The 19,813-nt window shown below is 71.4% G+C and carries 19 protein-coding genes; 15 read left to right on the forward strand and 4 right to left on the reverse strand.

Features of this window, described 5'->3' with window-relative positions:
- Positions 1-8 precede the first annotated feature (8 nt).
- From ACZ37P_RS10215 to ACZ37P_RS10225, 3 genes are read left to right on the forward strand one after another with little or no spacing between them, the layout of a single operon-like run.
- The gene (locus ACZ37P_RS10215; protein WP_401856408.1) at positions 9-866 is read left to right on the forward strand and encodes an SDR family NAD(P)-dependent oxidoreductase; all 858 of its coding nucleotides are present in this window, start codon (positions 9-11) and stop codon (positions 864-866) included.
- Entirely contained in the window at positions 866-2,110 is a 1,245-nt protein-coding gene (locus tag ACZ37P_RS10220) for a cytochrome P450 (RefSeq protein ID WP_391046059.1), read from the forward strand. Before ACZ37P_RS10215 ends, ACZ37P_RS10220 begins: the two co-directional genes overlap by 1 nt.
- Positions 2,111-2,163: 53 nt before the next feature.
- Positions 2,164-3,555: an MFS transporter gene (locus ACZ37P_RS10225; protein ID WP_355342481.1), complete on the forward strand. Its 1,392-nt coding sequence runs from the start codon at positions 2,164-2,166 to the stop codon at positions 3,553-3,555.
- On the opposite strand, the gene ACZ37P_RS10230 is transcribed toward ACZ37P_RS10225, so the two are convergent.
- Genes ACZ37P_RS10230 through ACZ37P_RS10240 form a run of 3 tightly spaced genes read right to left on the reverse strand, consistent with a single transcriptional unit; the run spans position 3,502 to position 5,986 of the window.
- Entirely contained in the window at positions 3,502-4,290 is a 789-nt protein-coding gene (locus ACZ37P_RS10230; protein ID WP_391046057.1) for a hypothetical protein, read from the reverse strand. The genes ACZ37P_RS10225 and ACZ37P_RS10230 overlap by 54 nt on opposite strands.
- Positions 4,287-5,480, reverse strand: a complete 1,194-nt coding sequence (locus ACZ37P_RS10235) for a CoA transferase (RefSeq protein WP_467345964.1) — start codon at positions 5,478-5,480, stop codon at positions 4,287-4,289. The genes ACZ37P_RS10230 and ACZ37P_RS10235 overlap by 4 nt, the downstream gene beginning before the upstream one ends.
- On the reverse strand, positions 5,477-5,986 hold the full coding sequence (locus ACZ37P_RS10240; protein ID WP_467345965.1) for a VOC family protein: 510 nt from the start codon (positions 5,984-5,986) through the stop codon (positions 5,477-5,479). Before ACZ37P_RS10240 ends, ACZ37P_RS10235 begins: the two co-directional genes overlap by 4 nt.
- Before the next feature lie 191 nt (positions 5,987-6,177).
- Here ACZ37P_RS10240 and ACZ37P_RS10245 point away from each other — a divergent pair, with 191 nt between their 5' ends.
- The 8 genes from ACZ37P_RS10245 to ACZ37P_RS10280 all read left to right on the forward strand — a co-directional run bounded on the left by ACZ37P_RS10245 (position 6,178) and on the right by ACZ37P_RS10280 (position 15,923).
- On the forward strand, positions 6,178-7,041 hold the full coding sequence (locus tag ACZ37P_RS10245) for a branched-chain amino acid ABC transporter permease (RefSeq protein WP_467345966.1): 864 nt from the start codon (positions 6,178-6,180) through the stop codon (positions 7,039-7,041).
- A complete protein-coding gene (locus tag ACZ37P_RS10250) occupies positions 7,038-8,945 on the forward strand; it encodes a branched-chain amino acid ABC transporter ATP-binding protein/permease (RefSeq protein ID WP_355342468.1) in 1,908 nt (635 codons plus the stop codon). Before ACZ37P_RS10245 ends, ACZ37P_RS10250 begins: the two co-directional genes overlap by 4 nt.
- Entirely contained in the window at positions 8,942-9,664 is a 723-nt protein-coding gene (locus ACZ37P_RS10255; protein WP_355342465.1) for an ABC transporter ATP-binding protein, read from the forward strand. The genes ACZ37P_RS10250 and ACZ37P_RS10255 overlap by 4 nt, the downstream gene beginning before the upstream one ends.
- Positions 9,665-9,852: 188 nt before the next feature.
- Positions 9,853-12,039, forward strand: a complete 2,187-nt coding sequence (locus ACZ37P_RS10260) for an acetate--CoA ligase family protein (RefSeq protein ID WP_467345967.1) — start codon at positions 9,853-9,855, stop codon at positions 12,037-12,039.
- Positions 12,036-13,436 carry a CaiB/BaiF CoA transferase family protein gene (locus ACZ37P_RS10265; RefSeq protein ID WP_467345969.1) on the forward strand — a complete coding sequence of 467 codons (1,401 nt, stop codon included), beginning with the start codon at positions 12,036-12,038 and terminating at the stop codon, positions 13,434-13,436. Before ACZ37P_RS10260 ends, ACZ37P_RS10265 begins: the two co-directional genes overlap by 4 nt.
- Positions 13,433-14,338 (forward strand): enoyl-CoA hydratase/isomerase family protein, encoded by a 906-nt coding sequence (locus tag ACZ37P_RS10270; RefSeq protein ID WP_355342456.1) that lies wholly within the window; start codon positions 13,433-13,435, stop codon positions 14,336-14,338. Before ACZ37P_RS10265 ends, ACZ37P_RS10270 begins: the two co-directional genes overlap by 4 nt.
- On the forward strand, positions 14,335-15,066 hold the full coding sequence (locus ACZ37P_RS10275; protein WP_355342453.1) for an enoyl-CoA hydratase/isomerase family protein: 732 nt from the start codon (positions 14,335-14,337) through the stop codon (positions 15,064-15,066). The genes ACZ37P_RS10270 and ACZ37P_RS10275 overlap by 4 nt, the downstream gene beginning before the upstream one ends.
- Positions 15,063-15,923, forward strand: coding sequence for an enoyl-CoA hydratase/isomerase family protein (locus ACZ37P_RS10280; protein WP_401856399.1), 861 nt, complete (start codon positions 15,063-15,065; stop codon positions 15,921-15,923). Before ACZ37P_RS10275 ends, ACZ37P_RS10280 begins: the two co-directional genes overlap by 4 nt.
- A 47-nt stretch (positions 15,924-15,970) precedes the next feature.
- On the opposite strand, the gene ACZ37P_RS10285 is transcribed toward ACZ37P_RS10280, so the two are convergent.
- A complete protein-coding gene (locus ACZ37P_RS10285; RefSeq protein WP_355342447.1) occupies positions 15,971-16,453 on the reverse strand; it encodes a MarR family winged helix-turn-helix transcriptional regulator in 483 nt (160 codons plus the stop codon).
- A gap of 257 nt (positions 16,454-16,710) precedes the next feature.
- Here ACZ37P_RS10285 and ACZ37P_RS10290 point away from each other — a divergent pair, with 257 nt between their 5' ends.
- The 4 genes from ACZ37P_RS10290 to ACZ37P_RS10305 are packed head-to-tail and all read left to right on the forward strand — an operon-like array spanning position 16,711 to position 19,797.
- The gene (locus tag ACZ37P_RS10290) at positions 16,711-17,289 is read left to right on the forward strand and encodes a hypothetical protein (RefSeq protein ID WP_467345971.1); all 579 of its coding nucleotides are present in this window, start codon (positions 16,711-16,713) and stop codon (positions 17,287-17,289) included.
- Positions 17,290-17,293: 4 nt separating this feature from the next.
- Positions 17,294-17,767: a nuclear transport factor 2 family protein gene (locus ACZ37P_RS10295; protein ID WP_467345972.1), complete on the forward strand. Its 474-nt coding sequence runs from the start codon at positions 17,294-17,296 to the stop codon at positions 17,765-17,767.
- 42 nt (positions 17,768-17,809) lie between these two features.
- The gene (locus tag ACZ37P_RS10300; protein WP_467345973.1) at positions 17,810-18,919 is read left to right on the forward strand and encodes an NAD-dependent epimerase/dehydratase family protein; all 1,110 of its coding nucleotides are present in this window, start codon (positions 17,810-17,812) and stop codon (positions 18,917-18,919) included.
- Positions 18,916-19,797: a sugar phosphate isomerase/epimerase family protein gene (locus ACZ37P_RS10305; protein ID WP_467345974.1), complete on the forward strand. Its 882-nt coding sequence runs from the start codon at positions 18,916-18,918 to the stop codon at positions 19,795-19,797. The genes ACZ37P_RS10300 and ACZ37P_RS10305 overlap by 4 nt, the downstream gene beginning before the upstream one ends.
- Positions 19,798-19,813 lie beyond the last annotated feature (16 nt).

Genomic DNA, 19,813 nt, shown 5'->3' on the forward strand with positions numbered 1-19,813 from the left:
ATCGCTAAATGAATGATCGGGAGGTTCCGGTGCGCTACCTCATCACGGGCGCGGGCAGTGGGATCGGACGTGCGGTGGCGACCCTGGCCGCGCGCGCGGCCGGGAGCGAAGGAGCCGGGCAGGCGCGGCTCGCGCTGCTCGACCGCGACGCCGGGGCCATCGAGGCGGTCGCCGCCGAACTCCGGGGGACCGGCGCCGAATGCCTGCCGCTGGCCGTCGACCTGAGCGACCCGGCGGCGGTCGGCAAGGCGGTGGAAGAGGCCGTCTCCGCCTTCGGCGGCCTCGACGCCCTCGTGAGCAACGCCGGGATCAGCTCGGCCGACCCGCTCGAAGACCTCAGCCTGGAGACCTTCCAGCGCACGTTCGACGTCAACACCCGCGCGACCTTCCTGCTGGCACGGGCGGCCTTCCCGGCGCTCCGCGAGTCGCGCGGTGCGATCGTCGCCACCGCGTCGATCTCCGCGACGCATCCGACACCGCCGCTCGGCATGTACAGCGCGAGCAAGGCGGCGCTGAAGATGATGGTCCAGCAGATGGCGGTGGAATGGGGCCGGTACGGAATCCGGGCCAACTGCGTCTCGCCCGGCCCGACGGACACCGGCCTGACCCGTAAATCGTTCGGCGACGCGGAGGACACGGCCGCCGCGGCGAACAGGCGCTACCGCGAAGCGGTCTCCCCCATGCGGAAGATCGCGCGCGCCGAGGACATCGCCGACGCCGTGCTCTACCTCGCGGGTCCGCGCGCCGGGCATGTCACCGGCGTGGACCTGCCCGTCGACGGCGGCCTGTCGCTGACCGTCATGCCGCTCACGGGGGGCACACCCGGATACCGACTCGACGAGATCGCGCAGGAGGCGACGTCGTGATGACCGACACCACCGCTGGGACGCTGCCCGGATTCCTCTCCTCCGAGGTCGCGGCCGACCCCGACGCCTTCTACCGGCGGCTGCGGGCCGAGGCCCCCGTGCACTGGGACGACGGCTACCGCGGCTACCTGATCAGCAAGCACGCCGACGTCGGAGCCGCTTACCGCAACCCGCTGTTCTCCACCCAGAACTACGAGGTCAGCCTCCAGCCCGTCTTCGGCCGCTCGATGCTCCAGATGGACGGCGCCGAACACAGCCGCAAGAAGGCCCTGGTCACCCCGTACTTCCGCGGCAAGGGCCTGGAGAAGTGGGCGCCGGTCATCGCGCGCAATGTCGCGACGATCCTGGACCGCTCCGTCGCGTCGGCGTCCGCGCACCTCACCCGCGGCTTCCGGCCGGGCGACACCGTCGACCTGCTGGCCGACTTCGGCTACTACCTGCCGGTCTACGTGATCACCGACATGCTCGGGCTGCCGCACAGCGACTACGACCGGTTCTTCGACTGGTACAGCAGGCACGTGGCCTTCCTCGGCAACCTCGCCCGCGACCCGGAGATCGACGAACTCGGCCGCCGGGCCACCAAGGAACTCTGGGAGTACCTCGCCCCCGTGATCGAGGACCGCCGCTCGCACCTCGGCGACGACCTCATCTCCGGGCTGATCACCGCCGAGATCGACGGCGAGCGCCTGGACGACCTCGAAATCCTCACCCACGTCACGCAGTTGCTCAATGCCGGGTCCGAGACCACCGGCAAGGCGCTGGCCAGTATGTTCGCCTATCTGCTGCGCGAGCGGACGCTGTTCGAGGAGGTACGGGACGACCGCTCGCAGGTCATCCCCGCGATCAGCGAGACCCTGCGGATCAGCCCGCCGTCCCAGATGAACGGCCGCAAGGTCACCCAGGACGTCGAGGTCAAGGGCACCCTGCTGCCCGCGGGCACCCTGGTGATGCTCCTCATGGCCTCGGCCAACCGCGACGAGGACCGGTTCTCCGACCCGGACACCTTCGACTTCCACCGGCCCGACCTCGACCACGCCAAGACGTTCACCGCGGCCGGTGACACCTTCGCCTTCGGCTCGGGGCGGCACTTCTGCCTCGGCGCGATGCTCGCCAAATCCGAGCTGGAGATGGCCTCGAACGTCCTGCTCGACCGGTTCCCCGGCATGCGCCTGGCCGACGGGTTCGAGCCCGCGTGGTCGGGCCTGAAGATGCGGTCGGTGGACAGGCTGACGGTGACCCTCTGAACGACCGGCCGCCGGGGCCGGGGGCGAGCGGGCGTGCCCTGTCGGCACTGCTGGTGTCCGCCGCCCTGGTCTCGGCGGCGGTCGTCACCCTCGGCGCCCCGCTCGTGCCGCGGGTCCAGCAGACCTTCGGCGTCGGCACCGAGGCGTCCCAGTGGTCGTACACGATCACCCTGCTCGTCGGCGCCACCCTGACCCCGCTGCTCGGCCGGCTCGCCGACGGACGGCGGCGAAGACCCGCGATGGTCGTGGTGTGCGCGCTGGTCACCCTCGGATGCGCGGTCTCCGCCGCCGGGACCCACTTCGGGGTCTTCCTGGCGGGACGCGCGCTCCAGGGCGTCGCGGTGGCGCTGGTGGCGATGACCATCGCGTGCGCCCGCGACCTGTACTCCGGTCCCGCGACGGCCCGCCTGGTCGCGCTGCTGTCGATCACCACGGCGCTCGGCGCCGGGGCGGCCTACCCGCTCACGACGTTCGTGGCCGACCACTTCGGCCTGCGGGCGGCGTACGGCGGCGCCACGGTGCTCGCGCTGCTCGTCACGCTCGCGGTGGCCGCCGGTCTGCCGCGAACGGTGCCGGTGGGCCGCGACGCGCCGCTGGACGTGCCGGGCGCGGTGGTCCTCATCGCCGCCACGGCGTGCGCGCTGCTGGCCGTCAGCCAGGGCAACTCCTGGGGCTGGTCGAGCGCCGGAGTGCTCGTCCTCGGCGCAGCGGCCCTCTGCCTGTCGCTGTGGTGGATCCGGCTCGAACTGCGCGCCCCCCACCCCCTGGTGCAACTGCGGCTCTTCGCCCGGCGCGACGTCCTCGCCGCGCACCTCACCGGCCTGCTGATGGGCGTGAGCCTGTACAACACCCCCGTCCTCATCACCCGCATCGGTCTCGCCTCCCGCGACACGCGGTACGGCGTGGGGCTCAGCCTCAGCGCGATCGGTGTGGTGATGGTCCCCATCGCGCTGTGCAACTACCTGAGCAGCCGCACCGCGACGGCGCTGGCGCGGGCCAGGGGCCGACGGGTCGCGCTGGCGTCGGGAGGCGTCGTCGGCGCGCTCGGGCCGCTGATGCTGATCGAGGTCGACGGGCACCTGGCGCTGCTGGTGGCCGCGGTCGTCCTGACGTCCTGGGGAGCGGGGGCGACCTTCGGCACGCTGCCCGGCCTCATCGTCGACTCGGTCGAACCGGGCGAGACCGGCAGCGCCACCAGCGTCAACATCCTGCTGCGGGCGGTCGGCGGCGCGGTGGGCAGCGCGGTCACCGCGGCGCTGATCGGCGCGGCCCACGGACCGGCGGGGGAGGCGACGACGACCGGGCTGACCTGGGCCGCGCTCGCCTGCGCCGCCACCTGCGCGGCCTCGGTCGTGGTCAGCTGCTGTGTGCCGAGCCGCCGCGCGCGCCGGTCAGAGCCGCGGCCGGCCGCCGTCGAACCAGTCCCACTCCCACGGGCGGATTGACAGCATCGGGGTGCTCAGCAGGACGTGCTCCGCGTCGCCGGGCGCGCTGTCCCGCCCGATCCAGTCGGGCCGCGCGTCCTCGACGCGAGCGCTTGTCTCCAGGACGTCGCCGTCGAGGTACAGCACGCGCACCGTCAGACCGTCGTCGGCACTCCCGGCCGGTGACCCGAACCCGCCCGCGCCCTCGGCGAACCGGTACGTCGCCGCGCCCGCGACACCGGGCACCGCGAGCACCGCCGGGATCAACTCCCGGTCCAGCGCGGCGAAACGGGCCGCGCCCGCGGGCTCGGCGGGAGCGGCCGTCCTGGACAGCGTGAGGTGGACGCCCCGGTGCGGGCGGTGCGGGAGCGCCGCCGCCGCGACGAGGACGCGCGGGGCCGCGTACTCCTTGACCGGGTGGAAGAAGCCGACCGGGCGTCGTTCGGTCCAGGGCAGTTCGGGGCGGCGGCCCCACCACAGCGCGCGCTGGTTGAGGTCGGTCCACTCCCGCAGCGCGGACTCCAGCGGGGCACGGAACCCGTAGGCGACGGCGTACTGGACGGGTGCGTAGGCGTCGTCGCCGACATGGCCGGCCGCCGCGCACCGCGGGGTGCGGACCCAGCGGTCCCCCCAGGCGACGCCGGGGAGCAGCGCGTTCTCCGGCAGGTGGTCGAGCTGGTGCCACGCGTTGTACTCGGCGTGCCGGGTGGCGTCGTTGAGGTGCGTGAAGGTGAGGAAGAGCCGGTCGGTGCTCATATCGGGCGGCCTTCGGCCCGCGGCTCTTCGGCGGGCGCCCGCGACCACTCGCGCAGCACCGCGTCGTTGTCGGCGCCGAGCCGGGGCGCGGGGGCGGGCGTGTCCTGCCCCCATCCGGCCGACCGCGTGACCGGACCCGGTACGGGGAACACGCCGACGCCCGGCTGATCCACCTGGTGGAAAAGGCCGTTGGCGGTCACGAGCGGATCGCGGACGAATTCACCGACGGTCCGGTAGTCGCCCCACAGGACGTGCCCGGCGTCGAGCGCGGCGACGGCCTCGGTGTGGGTGTGCGCGGAGAACCACGGCGCGAGGATCGCCGAGATCAGGTCCCGGTGCTCGTACCGCGCCGCCTCGTCGCCGAAGTCCACGCCGAGCGTGCGCTGAAGGCTGTCGAGGACGGTACGTGTGCCGGTCAGTCCGACGAGCTTGTCCCAGTGCCTGGCGGTCAGGGCGACGACCATGACCCGGCGGCCGTCGCCGGTCGCGAAGTCGCAACCGTAGCTGCCGTAGAGGTAGTTGCCGTCGCGCAGCCGTCCCGCGCCGTTCACCACCGCGTCGGCGACGAAGCCGAGGTGGGCCATGGTCGCGGCGGCGACATCGGCGAGGCTGACCTCGACGAGCCGGCCGCGGCCGGTGGCGGCGCGTTCGGTGTGCGCCGCGAGCAGGGCCAGCGCCACGTGCAGACCGGTGAGCAGGTCCCAGGCGGGCAGGACGTGGTTGACCGGGAGCGAGGAGTCCACGGGTCCGGTGAGCCAGGGCAGGCCCACCTCGGAGTTGATCGTGTAGTCGACGGCCGGGCGTCCGTCGCCGCGCCCGCCGATGTGGGCGACGATGACATCGGGCCTGACGCGGCGCAGTTCCTGGTAGTCCAGCCACGACTGGCCGACCGCGTTGGTGACCAGCAGGCCGTGGCCGCCGCCCGGTGCGGCCAGCAGTTCGCGCACCACGTCGCGCCCGGACTCCGACCGCAGATCGACCTCGACCGAGCGCTTGCCCTTGTTGAGCCCTGCCCAGTACAGGCTGGTGCCGTCCGCGCCGCGCGGCAGCCGCCGGGTGTCCGTGGCGCCGCCGACGGGGTCCACCCGTACGACGTCCGCGCCGAGTTGGGCGAGCGTCATCGTCGCGGAGGGGCCCGCCACGTACGTCGACAGGTCGAGGACGTGGAGTCCGGTCAGCGGCCCGCTCATGCGAACGGGGAGACGTACGGGATGTTCTTGGCGGCGGCGGCCTCGGCGATCCAGCCGTCGATCTGCTCGGCCACCTCGTGCGAGACCAACTCGATCCACATGCCGGGGGATTCGGGGTTGTAGTGGAAGGTGGCGCGGCCGATGCCGCCGTCCTCGGCGACGCCGTTCAGCTCGCGCCGGTATCCCCTGGCCTCCAGCGCCGCCGCCGCGGCGCGCAGGTCGTCGGTGTAGTAGCCGAGGTGGTGGACCCTGCGCCCGCCCGTCACGTTGAGGTACGGCGCCGGGTCGATCTGCTCCAGCAACTCGATGAAGTGCGGGCCCTGGAGCGAGTAGGTGAAGCGGACCTCGCGCCCGACGACGCCGTCGGGGCACTCCAGCGGAACGGTCGAGGTCAGCGGCGGTGCCCAGTCCAGGCGCAGGGCGTCGCCCATGGCCCCCATCGCCTTGTCGAGGCTGTCCACGATCATGCCGGTGTGGTACAGCCGGAGCAGCGGCTCGGTGCTCATGAAGGGCCCCTCTCTGTGGTCGGGCGACGAACGTTACATCATGCTAAGTAAATCCGGCAGTGCCGACGCGAGCCGACGCGGAAGGTTTCCGACGACCCCTTGACAGGGGTGATCCGCGACCTCAGTCTCATAGCAATTAGCCATGTGAAAGAATCTGGTGCGGACCGTTCCTGGGCACAAGGGAGTGCGCAATGATCTCGCTGGTCGTGACCGGCCTCTCGCAGGCGGCGGTGCTGATTCCGCTGGTCCTGGCGGTGAGTCTGGTGTTCCGTGTGAGCGGCGTCGTCAACTTCGGCGCCGGGAACTTCTGCGTCTTCGCCGGTGCCGCGTGCGCCTCCTGGGGGGTCGGCAACAGCGGTCTCGGCGTCGTCCTGACGATCGTGGTCGGCGGTGTCCTGGGCGCCGCCTGCTACGCGATCGCGATCGTGCCCGCGCAGCGCAAGAAGGTGCCGGTCATCGGCCTGACCCTCGCCACCCTCGGCTTCGGACTCCTGCTCAACTTCCTGACCCGCACGTGGTTCGGCGGCGAGCCCTCGATCGTGCAGCCCTGGATCCACGGCTCGGTCTCGATCGGCAGTTACGAGACCTCCAAGCAACGGCTGCTGGTCATCGGCCTGTCGCTCCTCCTGCTGCTCGTGATGTGGTTCCTGTTCGACCGGACGCTCATCGGGCACCACCTGTCCGCCGTCTCCTTCGACCACGAACTGGCGCAGGTCTACGGCGTCCGCACGATGCGGTTCGAACTGCTCGCCTGGGTGGTCTCGGGCGCCTGCCTGGTCATCGGCGGCATCTTCCAGGCCTCGCTCGGCAGCGTCTCGGTCGACGTCGCGCCCACCCTCCTCGTCCTGAGCCTGGTCGGCGCCGTCATCGGCGGCCTCGGAAGTCTCTTCGGCGCGGTGGGCGGCGCCGTCGTGGCCGGCTTCGTGATGACCTTCACCGACCAGCACATCGCCGCCAGTTACCACCTGACCTCACTCTTCGTGATCCTGTCCCTGGTGCTGCTCGTGCGGCCGACAGGGCTGTTCACCTTCCGCGGAACGGCTGAGCGCGTATGAGCACCATCGGACTGGACAAGGCCGCACCGCGCGAGGTGAGCGGCGCCCCGAAGAAACCCGAAGGAATACGCAGGGCACTGACCTCGGTCTGGGCCAAACACGTCGCGGGCCCACTGGTCCTGGTGATCGTCGGACTCGTCGCCAGCGGCAACGACTACTACGTCCACCTGGCGTCCGCCGGAGTCATCGCGTACATCCTCACGACGGCCTTCAACATCGTCTACGGCTACGCGGGCATCTTCAATCTCTCGGTCGTCATCACCTACGGCGTCGGGGCCTTCACCAGCGTCTATCTCGAAGTCCGGTTCGGAATGCCGTTCTGGCCCGCGCTGCTGATCTCCGTCGCGGTCACCACCGTGCTCTCCGTTCTCGTGGCGGTTCCCACCCGAGGGCTCAACGAGCTGTTCCTCGCCATCCAGACGCTCGCCTTCGCGCTCGCGCTCGCCGAAGTCATGGTGAACTGGCACGAGTTCAGCGGCGGCACGATCGGCATCTACTCGATTCCGCTGCCCACGTTCTTCGGCCACCAGCTCATCAGCGGCTATCTCTCGTACTACTGGCTCGCCGCGTTCTTCGCGTGGCTCACGTACGAACTCGTCCTGCGCATCCACCTGTCGGCGATGCGGCGCAAACTGACCGCGCTGCGCGAGGGGCCGCGCGTCCTCGCCTCGGTGGGTGTCTCGCCCGACTCCACGCGGCTGGTCGCCTTCGCGATCTCCGGCGGCCTCGCCGGACTCGCCGGGGTGCTCTTCGCCCACTTCCAGCTCGTGATCGACCTGGAGACCTTCAGCTTCACCCGCCTGGTCGCGCTGCTGCTCGCCGCGATCCTCGGCGGAAGCGGCTACTTCCTCGGCCCGGTGTTCGGCGTCGTCGCCATCCTGGTGATGGACGAGCTGTCGCTGGCCACCAGCCAGGCCCAGGACCTGGTCTACGGCGTGGGCATCCTGGTGCTCGTCGTGCTCACCCGCGGCGGCATCGCGGGCGGCCTGGACAACCTCGTGAAGTGGCTGCTCAGGCGCCGACGGCCGGACGAAGCGGCAGAGCCCACCGGCGAGTTGGAGCCGCGGGAACCGGGCCTCGCCGTCGCCGAGACGGTGACCCAGGTGACCCACCGCCTCGCGGACTCGGTCAGGGCCGTGCACCGGGACGCACGGGTCGAGGTGCGCGGAGTGTCGGTCGCCTTCGGCGGCAACACCGCGGTCAACGATGTCTCGCTCTCCTTCGCGACCGGTGAGGTCATCGGACTCATCGGCCCCAACGGCGCGGGCAAGACCACGCTCCTGAACGCGATCACCGGGGACGTCCGGGCGACCGGCTCCGTGCGCCTCGGCGACGACGAGATCCTCGGCACGCCCGCGCAGAACCTCGTACGGGCGGGCATCGGCCGGACGTTCCAGAGCCCGAAGGTCATCCCCGAACTGACCCTGCTGGAGAACGTCATGCTCGCCGGGGACGGCATCGGCAGGGTCGGCTGGCTCCGCCAGTCGCTGCTGAGCCCGGCCGCCCGCAAGCAGGCGCTGGCCGGACGCGACCGGGCGATGACCCTGCTCACCGACCTCGCCCTCGCCGACCGCGCCAGGAGCCTGGCCGCGGACCAGCCGTACGGCGTGCTCCGCCTGGTCGAGATCGCCCGCAATCTGATGCTCGACCCGGCGTTCCTGCTGCTGGACGAACCCGGCGCGGGACTCACCGAGTTCGAACGCCAGGAGATCGCCGCGACCGTCCGCGCGCTCGGCGCCCGCGACCTCGGGGTGGTCCTGGTCGACCACAATCTTCCGCTGATCACCAGCGCCTGTGACCGCGTCTACGTCCTGGACCACGGCCAGGTCATCGCGGAGGGCCCGCCCGACGAGGTCTTCGCACAGCAAGAGGTCATCTCCGCCTACCTGGGGGTTCCCGGATGAGCACGCCGCTTCTCGACGTCACCGGCCTGACGGCCGGCTACGGCGACCACCAACCCGTACTCCACGACGTCTCCTTCACCCTCGCCGAGGGCGAACTGCTCGGCCTGGTCGGGATGAACGGCGCGGGCAAGACGACCCTGATGCGCGCCCTCAGCGGCGGCCTCAAGCCCCGGTCGGGGGAGGTCTCCTTCCAGGGCGAGCGGATGAACGGATTCTCGACGGCCGCCAGCGTCCGCAAGGGGATCGTGATCGTGCCGGAGGGGCACCGCGTCCTGCGCCCGCTCACGGTCGAGGAGAATCTGCAGATCTCCGCGATGCGGCTGAGCAGGCGCGCCGTGCGGCGCGCGATCGCCGAGAAGCAGGCCCTGGTCTACGAGTTGTTCCCGATCCTGGCGGAGCGCCGCACGCAGCTCGCGGGCCTGCTCTCCGGCGGGGAGCAGCAGATGCTCTCCCTGGCCCGCGCCGTCATCCAGCGGCCCAGACTGCTGCTCCTGGACGAGCCGTCGCTGGGGCTCGCCCCGGTCGTGATCGAGAAGATCTACGCGTCCCTGCGGGCCCTCCAGGCCGAGGGCATCTCGATGCTGGTCGTCGAGCAGAACAGCGACCGCCTGGCCAGGGCCAGCGAACGGCTGATCGTCCTGCGCGACGGCCGGATCGCCGCCACCGGCACGCCGTCCTCCCTCCAGGGGGCCGAGCTCAACGCCGCCTATTTCGGCTGAGCGGCCGGGTCGCCCAGGTGTCCGGCCGCAGGGCCATCTGCGATACTTTACGTGGCTAAATAAATTGCCCCATGTCCTTCGCCCATGTCCTTCGCGCAACATCCCTTCGCCCGACCTTCCCCGCCCGAATCCCAGCCCGAATCCCACGGTCCGATCTCCATCGCCCGACTCCCGAGGAGTTACGCCCCATGCTCACCGTTGACTACGCGGCACGACGCTCGATCGTCGAGCCGGACAGGCTGCGCCGCTTCTTCGGCGCCCGCAGTATCGCGGTCGTGGGAGCATCGCCGAGCTCCAGTTGGGCGCGCAATCTCCTCAACGCCCTCGAACTCGGCGGCGGGGTGCGGGATGTGCGCTTCGTCCACCCCAAGTACGACGAGGTGTTCGGCAAACCGACCGTCCCGACGCTGCGGGACCTCGAAAAGCCCGTCGACATGGCCTACATCATGGTCGGCCCGAGCCGGGTCGACGCCATCCTCGAGGACGCCGCCGCGGCGGGTATCAAGAACGCGGTCATCCTCGCCTCCGGATACGGGGAGTCCGGAGCCGACGGACGCGACCGGCAGCGGCGGCTGGCGCAGAGCGCGGTCGATCTCGACCTGACGCTCATGGGCCCGAACACCATCGGATTCATCAACGCGGTGGACGGGGTGGTGCCCTGGGCCGTCGCCACCGAGTCCGCACCCGTGGCCGGTCCGGTCGGCGCCGTCTTCGAGAGCGGTTCGATGGCGCGGGCGACGTATCAGTTCGCCCAGGCGCACGGCGTGGGCTCCACGCTGTGGGCGTCGGTGGGCAACTCGGCCGTGCTGACCAGCCTGGACGTCCTCGACTACCTGATCGAGGACGAGAGCACCCGCGCCATCGCCCTGTTCCTGGAGACCGTGCGCGAGCCGGACCGGCTCTTCGAACTCGGCACGAAGGCGCTGCGGGCGGGCAAGCCGATCGTGGTCTACAAGGCCGGGCGGAGCGAGGAGGGCATGCGCTCCGCCATGGCGCACACCGGCGCCATGGCCACCGACGACGCCGTCGTGGACGCGGCGTTCCGGCAGGCGGGCATGGTCCGCGTCGAGAGCGTCGAGGAACTGGTCGCGACCGCCGGGGTGTTCGGCTACAGCCCGCGACTCCCGGACGGCCGCCGCATGGGCGTCGTGACCTCGTCCGGCGGCGGCTGCAACATCATCGCCGACCTCGCCTCGGTCAACGGCCTGGCCCTGCCCGGCTGGCAGGAGGACACCGGCGCCAAACTGGCCGCGCACCTGCCGGAGTTCGCCTCGATCCTCAACCCCCTCGACACCACCGGCTTCGGCCACGCCCGCGCCAGACCCCGGCCGACGAAGGCCGAGGACGACCTCATGGAGATCGCGGTCGAGGACTCAGGGATCGACTTCATGTTCTCGATGATGACGCCGCTGCCGGACGAGCGCCCCGAGGACCCGACGTTCATCGAGAGTCGGATGAAGATCATCGGCGAGATCGTGGCCGCCTCGCCCGTACCGGTCTTCCTCTCGTCCAACACCTGCCTGGACATCTCGCCGTACGCCCTGTCGCTGCTCTCCGAGAACAAGCTGTTCCTGCTGCCCGGCGTCGACCTCGCGATCACCTCCCTCGGGCATGTGGCCCGGTGGGTCGAGCAGCGCGACGCGCTTCGGGTGACGGCGAGCGGGACCGGGGAAGTGCCGCCCGCCGCGGTCGGCGACGGGCCGACGGCCGGCACCTGGGCGGAGGACGAGGGGCGGGCCCTGCTGGAGGCGGCCGGTGTGCCGATCGTCCCTGCCGTGCTCGTCCACTCCGCGGCCGAGGCGGCGGGCGCGGCGACCAAGGCCGGCGGCCCGGTGGCGATGAAGATCTGCTCGCGGGCCGTCGCGCACAAGTCCGACGTCGGCGGAGTCGTCCTCGGCGTCGAGGGCGCCGGGGCCGCGGCGACGGCGTACGACTCGATCACGGCGACGGTGGCGCGGAACGTCCCCGGCGCCGACCTGCGCGGTGTGCTCGTCTCGCCGATGCGGGAGCCGGGACAGGAACTCCTCGTCGGCGTCACGGTCGACTCGACCTTCGGACCGGTGCTCGCGGTGGGCCTCGGCGGCATCTGGGTGGAGGTCATGAAGGACACCAGCCTGCGGGTGCTGCCCGTCGACGCCCGCGAAGTGCGCCGGATGCTGGGGGAGTTGAAGGGCGCCGCCCTGCTGCGCGGCGCACGCGGCAGCACGGCCGCCGACCTCGACGCGCTGAGCGAGGCGATCGTGGCGATCAGCCGGGCCGCCCTGTCGGTCGGACCCAGCCTGGACACCCTGGAGGTCAACCCCCTGCGCGTCAACGGCAGTCGGGTCGAAGCGCTCGACGTACTCGTCACGGCCACGGTGGGGGAGGACGCATGACCGCGCCCGACATCGAGCGCGCGACCGCGCCTGTGGACGGAACCGGCGTCGAGCGTACGACCGCGCCTGTGGACGGAACCGGCGTCGAGCGTACGACCGCGCCTGTGGTCACCCCGGACACCGCGCCCCGGCCCGCGCCCGGCGCGCCCGAATTCCTCGCCGGAGCGCTCGACGGGATCAAGGTCCTCGACCTCACCCGCTTCCTCCAGGGCCCCTACGCGACCCGCATCCTCGCCGACCTCGGCGCGGAGGTCGTCAAGGTGGAGCGGCCGGGCGGCGAGTGGGACCGGCGGCTGCGCCAGGCCCCGGACGGATACGCCGGGTTCTTCACCGGCCTCAACCGCGGCAAGAAGTCGATCGCCGTCGACATCACCACCCCCGAGGGCCGCGACATCGTCAAGGCCCTCGCCCGCGAGTGCGACGTCGTCGTGGAGAACTTCCGGCTCGGCGTCATGGAGAAGCTGGGCCTGGGCTACGACACCCTGCGCCAGGAGAATCCGGGCATCGTCTACGCCGCCGCGTCCGGCTACGGCCCGCTGGGCCCGCGCGCCAAGGAGCCGATGTTCGACATGGTCGCGCAGGCCGTCTCCGGCCTCTCGGACTTCGTCCGCACCCCGGACGGGGCGCCCCGGCTCGCCAGCCGCGGCATGGCCGACTCGGCCGGCGCCGTCTTCCTCGCGATGGGCATCCTGACCGCGCTCCTGGCCAAGGAGCGCACCGGGCGGGGCCAGCGCGTGGACGGCTCGCTCGTCGGCTCCTGCCTGGCCATGCACACCGCCGAGGTCACCATCGCGCTGCACGGCGACGAGGTGAAGCGCACCCAGGGCCGTGTGACGTCGACCTCGGGCGCGTTCCGCTGCGGGGACGACCGCTGGATCGTCATCGGCGCCACCGACCAGAAGGTGTGGCACGGGCTGACCGCGGCCCTTGGCCGGCCCGACCTGCGCGACGATCCGCGGTTCGAGAAGAGCAGGATCCGCGAGCGGCACCGCGACGTCCTGGAGCCGGTCCTGGAGGAGATCTTCCTGACCGCCGACCGGGACACCTGGGTCGAGCGGATGCGGGACAACGGCGTACCCGTGGCTCCCGTCAACACCTTCGTCGAGGCCGCCCGCGACCCCGACGTCCTCGCGAACGGCTTCGTCGTCGAGCAGCCGGACGCGACCTGGGGGACCGTCCGCACCGTGGGCAACCCGTTCCTGCTCAGCGCCACCCCCGCGCGGGTCGGCGACTGGACACCGGAGCTGGGCGCCGACACCCGCGACGTACTCGCGCGCCTCGGCGTCCCGCAGGACCGTATCGACGCGCTCGTCGCGGACGGCGTGGTCGAGCAGGCGCGGCCCGCGCACGCACCGTCGGATTCGCCCCGAGCAACGGAAGAGGTGGGCAAGGCGTGAAGTACGGAACCCCGGAGAGCATCGCCGCCGCGGCGCGACAGGTGCTGTACGAGGCCGACCCGGCGTCCGGCATCGCGTATCTGACGCTGAACCGGCCGGAGAAGCACAACGCCATGAGCGTGCCCATGCGCGACCGAATCATCGAGCTGATGGCGCTTGCCGGGGACGACCCGACGGTGCGGGTCATCGTGATCCGGGGCAACGGGAAGTCGTTCTGCAGCGGCAACGAGATCAATGAGCAGTGGGGCCAGAAGCGCCCGCACGAGCGGCGCCGCACCCTGACGGTCGGCTACCGGTACGGCGCGGACATGGCGTGGGGCCGACTGGGCTTCAGCCAGGCGATCTCCCGCTCGCCGAAGGTCACCGTCGCCCAACTGCACGGCTACTGCGCCGCGGCGGCCTACTTCATGATCGCGTGCAAGGCCGACGTGGTGACGGCCGCCGAGGACAGCAGGATCGGCGCGCTCGAAGCGCGCTTCCTGGGCCCGGCGGGCGCGGTCGCCAGCGTGCACATCAACCGCATCCTGGGCATGAAGGCCGCCCGCCGCACCGGCTTCACCGCGATGCCGATGAGCGGGACCGAGGCGCACCACCTCGGCCTCGTCGACACCGTCACCCCGGCCGCCGAACTCGCCGCGGCCACACGGACGATCGCGGCCGACCTCGCCGCCCGGCCCCCCGGCCACCTGCTGTACCTGAAGTCGCGGCTGCGCGCCGCCGAGGGCGCGATGGACACCAGCGTCCCTTCCATTACAGGGCTGTTGGTCTCGCACTTCCTCCAATCGGGCCCGGACGAGATGGACTTCTGGAAGACCGCGAGGGACGTCGGCGTCGGCGGCGCGCTCGACGCCGACAAGAAACGCAAAGGCGCGGCCGACCCCCGCCTGGGGGTGAAGGGATGAGCGCCGTCGACCTCCGCGTGGCCGACGGCCGCGCGTACATCGAGGTGGAGAGCTTCGCCCCGCTGACGGCCCATGACCCCGCCTTCGCCGCCGAGTTGGCCGCGGCCGTCGTCGAGGCGTCGGACGACGACCACGTCAAGGCGATCGTGCTGCGCACCACGGGGCCCGACTTCGCGCCGGAGGCGGCCACCGGATTCCCGTCCGCGGCCGAGGCGCCGACCACCTGGCACCGCGCCTTCGCCGCGTCGACCGCGGTCTACCAGGCGACCTGCTTCGCGAAGAAGGTCGTGATCGCCGAGGTGCGCGGGGCGTGCCACGGGGCGGGCACCGCGCTCCTGCTCTGTACCGACCTGGCCGTCGCGAGCGAGGACGCCGTGTTCGGCTCGCCCTTCCTCGACGTGCCCGAGGCGAATTTCGTCCTGGCCGCGCTGACGGTCCGGCTCAACCGCGCCAAGTCGTGGCTGCTCAGGGGGACCGTCCACGACGCGGCCACCGCCGGGCGGATCGGGCTGGTCAACCGGGTCGTCCCGGTCGGCCGGCTCCGCGCGGAGGTCGTGTCGATGACCGCCGCCGTCATCGGCATGCCGCTGGACGGCATGACGATGTCGAAGATGCTCCAGCAGGCCGTCTACGACGCGCACGGCGTGGGCCGGGAGTTCGACCTGGCCGACCACTACGCGATCCACCGCGCGGCGGTCGGGTCCGGTCTCACGGAGGAGAGCGCATGAGCGAGGGCCGGGTCGAACTGGGCAAGGACCACGAGAACCACATCGCGACCGTCACCGTACGGCGTCCCGCGACGGGCAACCTCATGACCCGCGCCATGGCCGAGCAGTTCGCGGCCCACCTCGCGGACGTCGACCGGGACGACGATGTGAAGGCCGTCCTGATCCGCGGCGAGGGCGACGACCTGTGCGCGGGCTGGGACCCGGCCGACGCCTGGGACCAGTACGTGGAGGCGCCCGGCGGATCGGTGCGCAAGCACCCGAGCCAGCGGGCGCGGCTGATCGCGCTGGACGAGGCGTGGTGGGGGAGCACGGGCCTGTACAGCCGGCTGCTGCACTGCCGGAAGGTGACGGTCGTCGAGGCGCGTGGCCGCTGCTGGGACACCGGCCTCTACCTGGCGCTCTGCGCGGACCTGGTGGTCGCGGGCGAGGACGCGACCTTCGGTTCCCCCCGGTGGCACAACGTCGGGGTGGACGGCGACATGTCGCTGCTGTTCGCGACGGTCGGCCTCAAGCGGGCCAAGGAGTTGATGTACTGCAACGTGGCCTGGTCGGCGCGGACCGCGCTCGACTACGGTCTGGTCGACCGCGTCGCCGAGGACGCGCCACGGGGGGCGGCCGAACTCGCCGCCATGTGCGCGTCGATCATGCGGGACGGCATCGTCACCGAGAAGTACGCCGTCTTCGCGTCGCTGGAGAAGCTGGGCGTCGGGCTCTCGTTCGCCGCGACCACCGTCGTCGGCGCCTCGCTGAGCAACATCCACTTCCAGCCGGGCGAGTTCAACTTCCTGCGGGAGGTGCGTCGCGAGGGCGCCGAGGCGGCCCTGGCACGCTCACGCGAGGAGGTCGAGATCCGCTGACCGCCACCTACGGCCGGTGCCCGCCGGCCGCCGCGGGCCGGGGGACGTCAGGGGCGGCGCGGCAGCTCGGGGTCGCAGAGCCGCTCCAGGGCGGGCAGCGCGGTGAGCAGGCTCTCCAGCTCCGTGTCGTCCAGCCGTCCCAGGTGCTCCTCCAGCCAGACCTCGCGGCTCTTGAGCACCTGCTCGCGCTCGTCGGCGCCGCTGGGCGTCAGCTCGATCAGCGCCGCCCTGCGGTCGGCGGGGTCGGCGGTACGGGAGACGTAGCCGAGTTCGATGAGGCGGTTGAGCGACCTGGTCACCGACGGCGGGGAGACCCTTTCCGACGCCGCCAGCTCGCCCGCGGAGACGGGCTGGTTGCGGCCGATGTTGAAGAGCAGCGAAATGAGGGCATAGCTCAGACCGTCGTCATTCTGCTGCCGCAATACCCGTCCGAGGCGACCGAGCGTCATCCGCAGGCGCGTCAGATCCTCGCGCCGGATGGCGTGCTCGTGCTTGACGCGGTCGACAGAGCCGTTAGTGGTCGTGGTCATCCTTACCCCGAATCTGGGCGTTCGCCTCATCAACTTCGCGCTGCTAAGTATGCGCCCGGCGGGCTTCCCGACGCCACGTGCCCACGCCGTAGATCTGTCAGGGCCATGTCCAGAAACCCCGTTTCATCGGGGGTTTGCGTACATCTGCGCTGATTCGCCGAACACCCTTGCGGGTGTCGGATTCAGCCATTAGTTTACATGGTTAGATAAATTGTGGCGACCGTCACACGGAGATCCCGTATCCCTGAGGAGGGAAAATGAAGGACTTCAGGCCGGAGCTGACATACACCAGCTTCGAGGCGCACATGCACAAGGCCAGAACACCTCTGCAGCTCAAGCATCTCGAGACGGTTGTCCACCACTCGAAGGGCGAGGTGCTGGCCGACCTCGACATGGTCCTGCCGACGCTCTCGGACGACCCGCAGTACCACGAGTACGGCGTCCTGGGGAACGTCAAGGGGGACACCGGCCCGAAGGGCATCGAGCAGGTTCGAGCCAACTACACCGAGATGGTGAACAACGGCTCGTACGTCATCGAGTCGAAGAAGACCCGTGTGGTGGTCGGCGACTACGACATCGTCACCGAGGGCACCTTCCGGCAGATCCTGACCGCCGCGGTCGCCCGCAAGATGGGCTTCGTGGACGACACCTCGCCCGCGAGCCCCTTCTACGTGCTGTCGGCCAGGACCGTCGTCTTCTGGGAGTTCGACGAGAACGACAAGGCCAAGGGCGAGGACCGCTACGTCCTGGACCACCACATCGTCCCGCTGGCCGAGGAGGACCTGCCGGACGACTACCCCGACAAGTTCCGCACCGCGCCGAAGGCCGAGGTCTGAGCACATGACGACACGCACCGAGGGCCGGTCGCTGGAGCAGCGGATCGATGAGCTGGAGGGCCGGGCGGAGTTCGCCGACATCGTCGCGGGCTACTGCGAGGGCACCGACCGCCGCGACATCGACCGCTTCATGAGCATCTGGCACGACGACGCCGAGTACCTGATCCCCGGCGGGCGCGGCGACTTCCACGGCACGGACGAGATCCGCCGCTCGCAGGAGGTCATCGGGAAGGTGTGGAAGGAGACCTATCACTGGACCACCAACCACACGGCCCGCTTCGAGACCCCCGACCGCGCGACCGGCCGCAGTGACGCCATCGCCGTCTGCGTCCACCCGGACGGCAGGATCAGTTGGGTGAGCTGCACCTACCACGACGTCTACGAGCGCCGCGCGGGCGCCTGGAAGCTCGCCCGGCGCCTGGTCGAGCGCTACTTCGTGAGCGCGCCGCAGGACGTCGAACTGCTTCCGCCCTTCTGACCGCAGGACCGCCGACACGGGCCCCATCGTCAAGGAGACGAGATGAGTGCTGGACGAGTGCTGGTGGCCGGGGCCAGCGGGCTCATAGGGGCCGCGGCGATCACCGCCTTCGCCGCCGAGGGGTGGGACGTGGTCGCCTTCTCACGACGCCCGCCCGAGGCGGACGGATCCGTACGGTGCCGGCACGTGCCGGTGGACCTCACGGACGGGTCCGCGACCCGCGAGGCCGTCGCCGCGCTGGCACCCCGGCCGACCCACCTGGTCTACGCGGCGGCGTACGAAAAACCGGACCTGGTCGCCGGGTGGTCCGACCCGCGGCAGATGGCGACCAACGAGGCGATGCTCGGCAACGTCCTCGGGCCGCTGGCCGAGGGGCGCGCGCTGCGGCACGCCACCGTCATGCAGGGGACGAAGGCGTACGGCGCCCACCTGCACCCGATCCCGGTCCCGGCGCGGGAGCGGGCGCCGCGCGACGACCACGAGAACTTCTACTGGCGCCAGGAGGACCTGCTCAGGGAGCTGGCCGACCGCCACGCGTTCGACTGGACCATTCTGCGGCCGGTCCAGGTCGTGGGACCGGCGTACGGCGTCTCCTACTGCACACCGCCGGTGATCGGCGCCTTCGCCGCGCTCAGTGCCGCGACGGGCATCCCGTTCGGCTTCCCCGGCGGCACCGTCCACCCGGTCCGCCAGGTGGTGGACGCGCGGCTGGTCGCGGGCGCCCTGGTGTGGGCGGCGACCTCGCCCGCGGCTCGGGGCGAGCACTTCAACCTGACGAACGGCGAGGTGTTCTCCTGGCAGGAGCTCTGGCCGTCCCTGGCCGACGCGATGGGCGTGCCGTGCGCGCCGCCCCGTCCGATGAGTCTGACCGAGGAGCTGCCCCGGCTGGCCGGGGTCTGGCAGGACATCGTGACCAAGCACGGGCTCCGCCCGCTCTCCCTGCTCGACGTCCTCGGCCGGTCGCATCAGTACGCCGACTACACCTTCGGATACGGCCTGACGACGATGCCGCCGCCCGCGCTCGTCAGCACGGTCAAGGTGAAACAGGCCGGCTACACCCGGGTCCACGACACCGAGGCGACCTTCCGCGACGCGCTGCGGACGCTGGTCGAGCGCCGCGTGCTGCCCGACCTGACGGGAGCCGCCGGGTGAACGCGCCGCCCGCGGCGCGCGAGCCCCGGCTGGTCCTGGCCTGGGGCACCGTGCGTGACGCGTCGTTCCCCGACCGTGTCGCCGCGGCCCGCCGGGCCGGGTACGAGGGGATCGGGCTCGCGATCCCGTACTACCGGGACCTGCTCGCGCGGGGGTGGAAGGACCGCGACCTCGCCGCGGTGCTCGCCGAGTGGGACGTGCGGATCAACGAGGTCGAGGTGCTGTTCGGCTTCCACGGCGCGCTGGGCCGACCGGCGGGTGTCGCCGGCCGTCCTGGTCTGGTCTACGCCGACCCGGAGCTGGAGAGGACCGCCTTCCACCTGGCCGACACCTTCGGGGTGCCCTTCGCGCAGACCGTCGGCACCTTCGACGCCCGGCCGGTCGGACCTGAAGTGGTGGACGCCTTCGGGGAGTTGTGCGACCGGGCGGCGGCGCACGGGCTGAGGGTGGCGCTGGAATTCGTGCCGTACAGCAGCATCCCCGACCTGGCGTCCGGGCTGGCCGTCGTGGCCGGGGCGGACCGTGGCAACGGCGGTCTGTGCGTGGACAGTTGGCACTTCTTCCGCGGTGACCCGGACCTGGGGCTGCTGCGTACGGCGCCGCCGGAGCGCGTGTTCATGGTGCAGTTCAACGACGGCCCGGTGCCGCCGGTCGACCCCGACCGCATGGTCGACGCCGTCCACCACCGGGTCCTGCCCGGCGAAGGCGACTTCGACCTGCGCGCGTTCGTGGCGGCCCTCGACCGGCCGGGCGTCGAGGCGCCGTTCTCGGTCGAGGTCTACTGCGACGCGCTGCGGTCGCGGCCGACGTCCGAGGTGGCGCGGCGGGCGGCGGACGCCACGCGCGCGGTCGTCGCGTCCGCGCCGCGAACCCTCTGAAACGACCCGTGGTGTG

Source organism: Streptomyces sp. NPDC024632 (assembly GCF_055559175.1).

Excerpts from the sequence above, each read along its gene's own strand:
- ACZ37P_RS10260 (WP_467345967.1), top strand. The coding sequence starts at position 9,853 with ATGCTCACCGTTGACTACGCGGCACGACGCTCGATCGTCGAGCCGGAC.
- ACZ37P_RS10290 (WP_467345971.1), top strand. The coding sequence starts at position 16,711 with ATGAAGGACTTCAGGCCGGAGCTGACATACACCAGCTTCGAGGCGCAC.
- ACZ37P_RS10220 (WP_391046059.1), top strand. The coding sequence starts at position 866 with ATGACCGACACCACCGCTGGGACGCTGCCCGGATTCCTCTCCTCCGAG.
- ACZ37P_RS10215 (WP_401856408.1), top strand. The coding sequence starts at position 9 with ATGAATGATCGGGAGGTTCCGGTGCGCTACCTCATCACGGGCGCGGGC.
- ACZ37P_RS10275 (WP_355342453.1), top strand. The coding sequence starts at position 14,335 with ATGAGCGCCGTCGACCTCCGCGTGGCCGACGGCCGCGCGTACATCGAG.
- ACZ37P_RS10295 (WP_467345972.1), top strand. The coding sequence starts at position 17,294 with ATGACGACACGCACCGAGGGCCGGTCGCTGGAGCAGCGGATCGATGAG.
- ACZ37P_RS10235 (WP_467345964.1), bottom strand. The coding sequence starts at position 5,480 with ATGAGCGGGCCGCTGACCGGACTCCACGTCCTCGACCTGTCGACGTAC.
- ACZ37P_RS10240 (WP_467345965.1), bottom strand. The coding sequence starts at position 5,986 with ATGAGCACCGAGCCGCTGCTCCGGCTGTACCACACCGGCATGATCGTG.
- ACZ37P_RS10300 (WP_467345973.1), top strand. The coding sequence starts at position 17,810 with ATGAGTGCTGGACGAGTGCTGGTGGCCGGGGCCAGCGGGCTCATAGGG.
- ACZ37P_RS10285 (WP_355342447.1), bottom strand. The coding sequence starts at position 16,453 with ATGACCACGACCACTAACGGCTCTGTCGACCGCGTCAAGCACGAGCAC.
- ACZ37P_RS10230 (WP_391046057.1), bottom strand. The coding sequence starts at position 4,290 with ATGAGCACCGACCGGCTCTTCCTCACCTTCACGCACCTCAACGACGCC.
- ACZ37P_RS10255 (WP_355342465.1), top strand. The coding sequence starts at position 8,942 with ATGAGCACGCCGCTTCTCGACGTCACCGGCCTGACGGCCGGCTACGGC.
- ACZ37P_RS10250 (WP_355342468.1), top strand. The coding sequence starts at position 7,038 with ATGAGCACCATCGGACTGGACAAGGCCGCACCGCGCGAGGTGAGCGGC.
- ACZ37P_RS10245 (WP_467345966.1), top strand. The coding sequence starts at position 6,178 with ATGATCTCGCTGGTCGTGACCGGCCTCTCGCAGGCGGCGGTGCTGATT.
- ACZ37P_RS10280 (WP_401856399.1), top strand. The coding sequence starts at position 15,063 with ATGAGCGAGGGCCGGGTCGAACTGGGCAAGGACCACGAGAACCACATC.
- ACZ37P_RS10265 (WP_467345969.1), top strand. The coding sequence starts at position 12,036 with ATGACCGCGCCCGACATCGAGCGCGCGACCGCGCCTGTGGACGGAACC.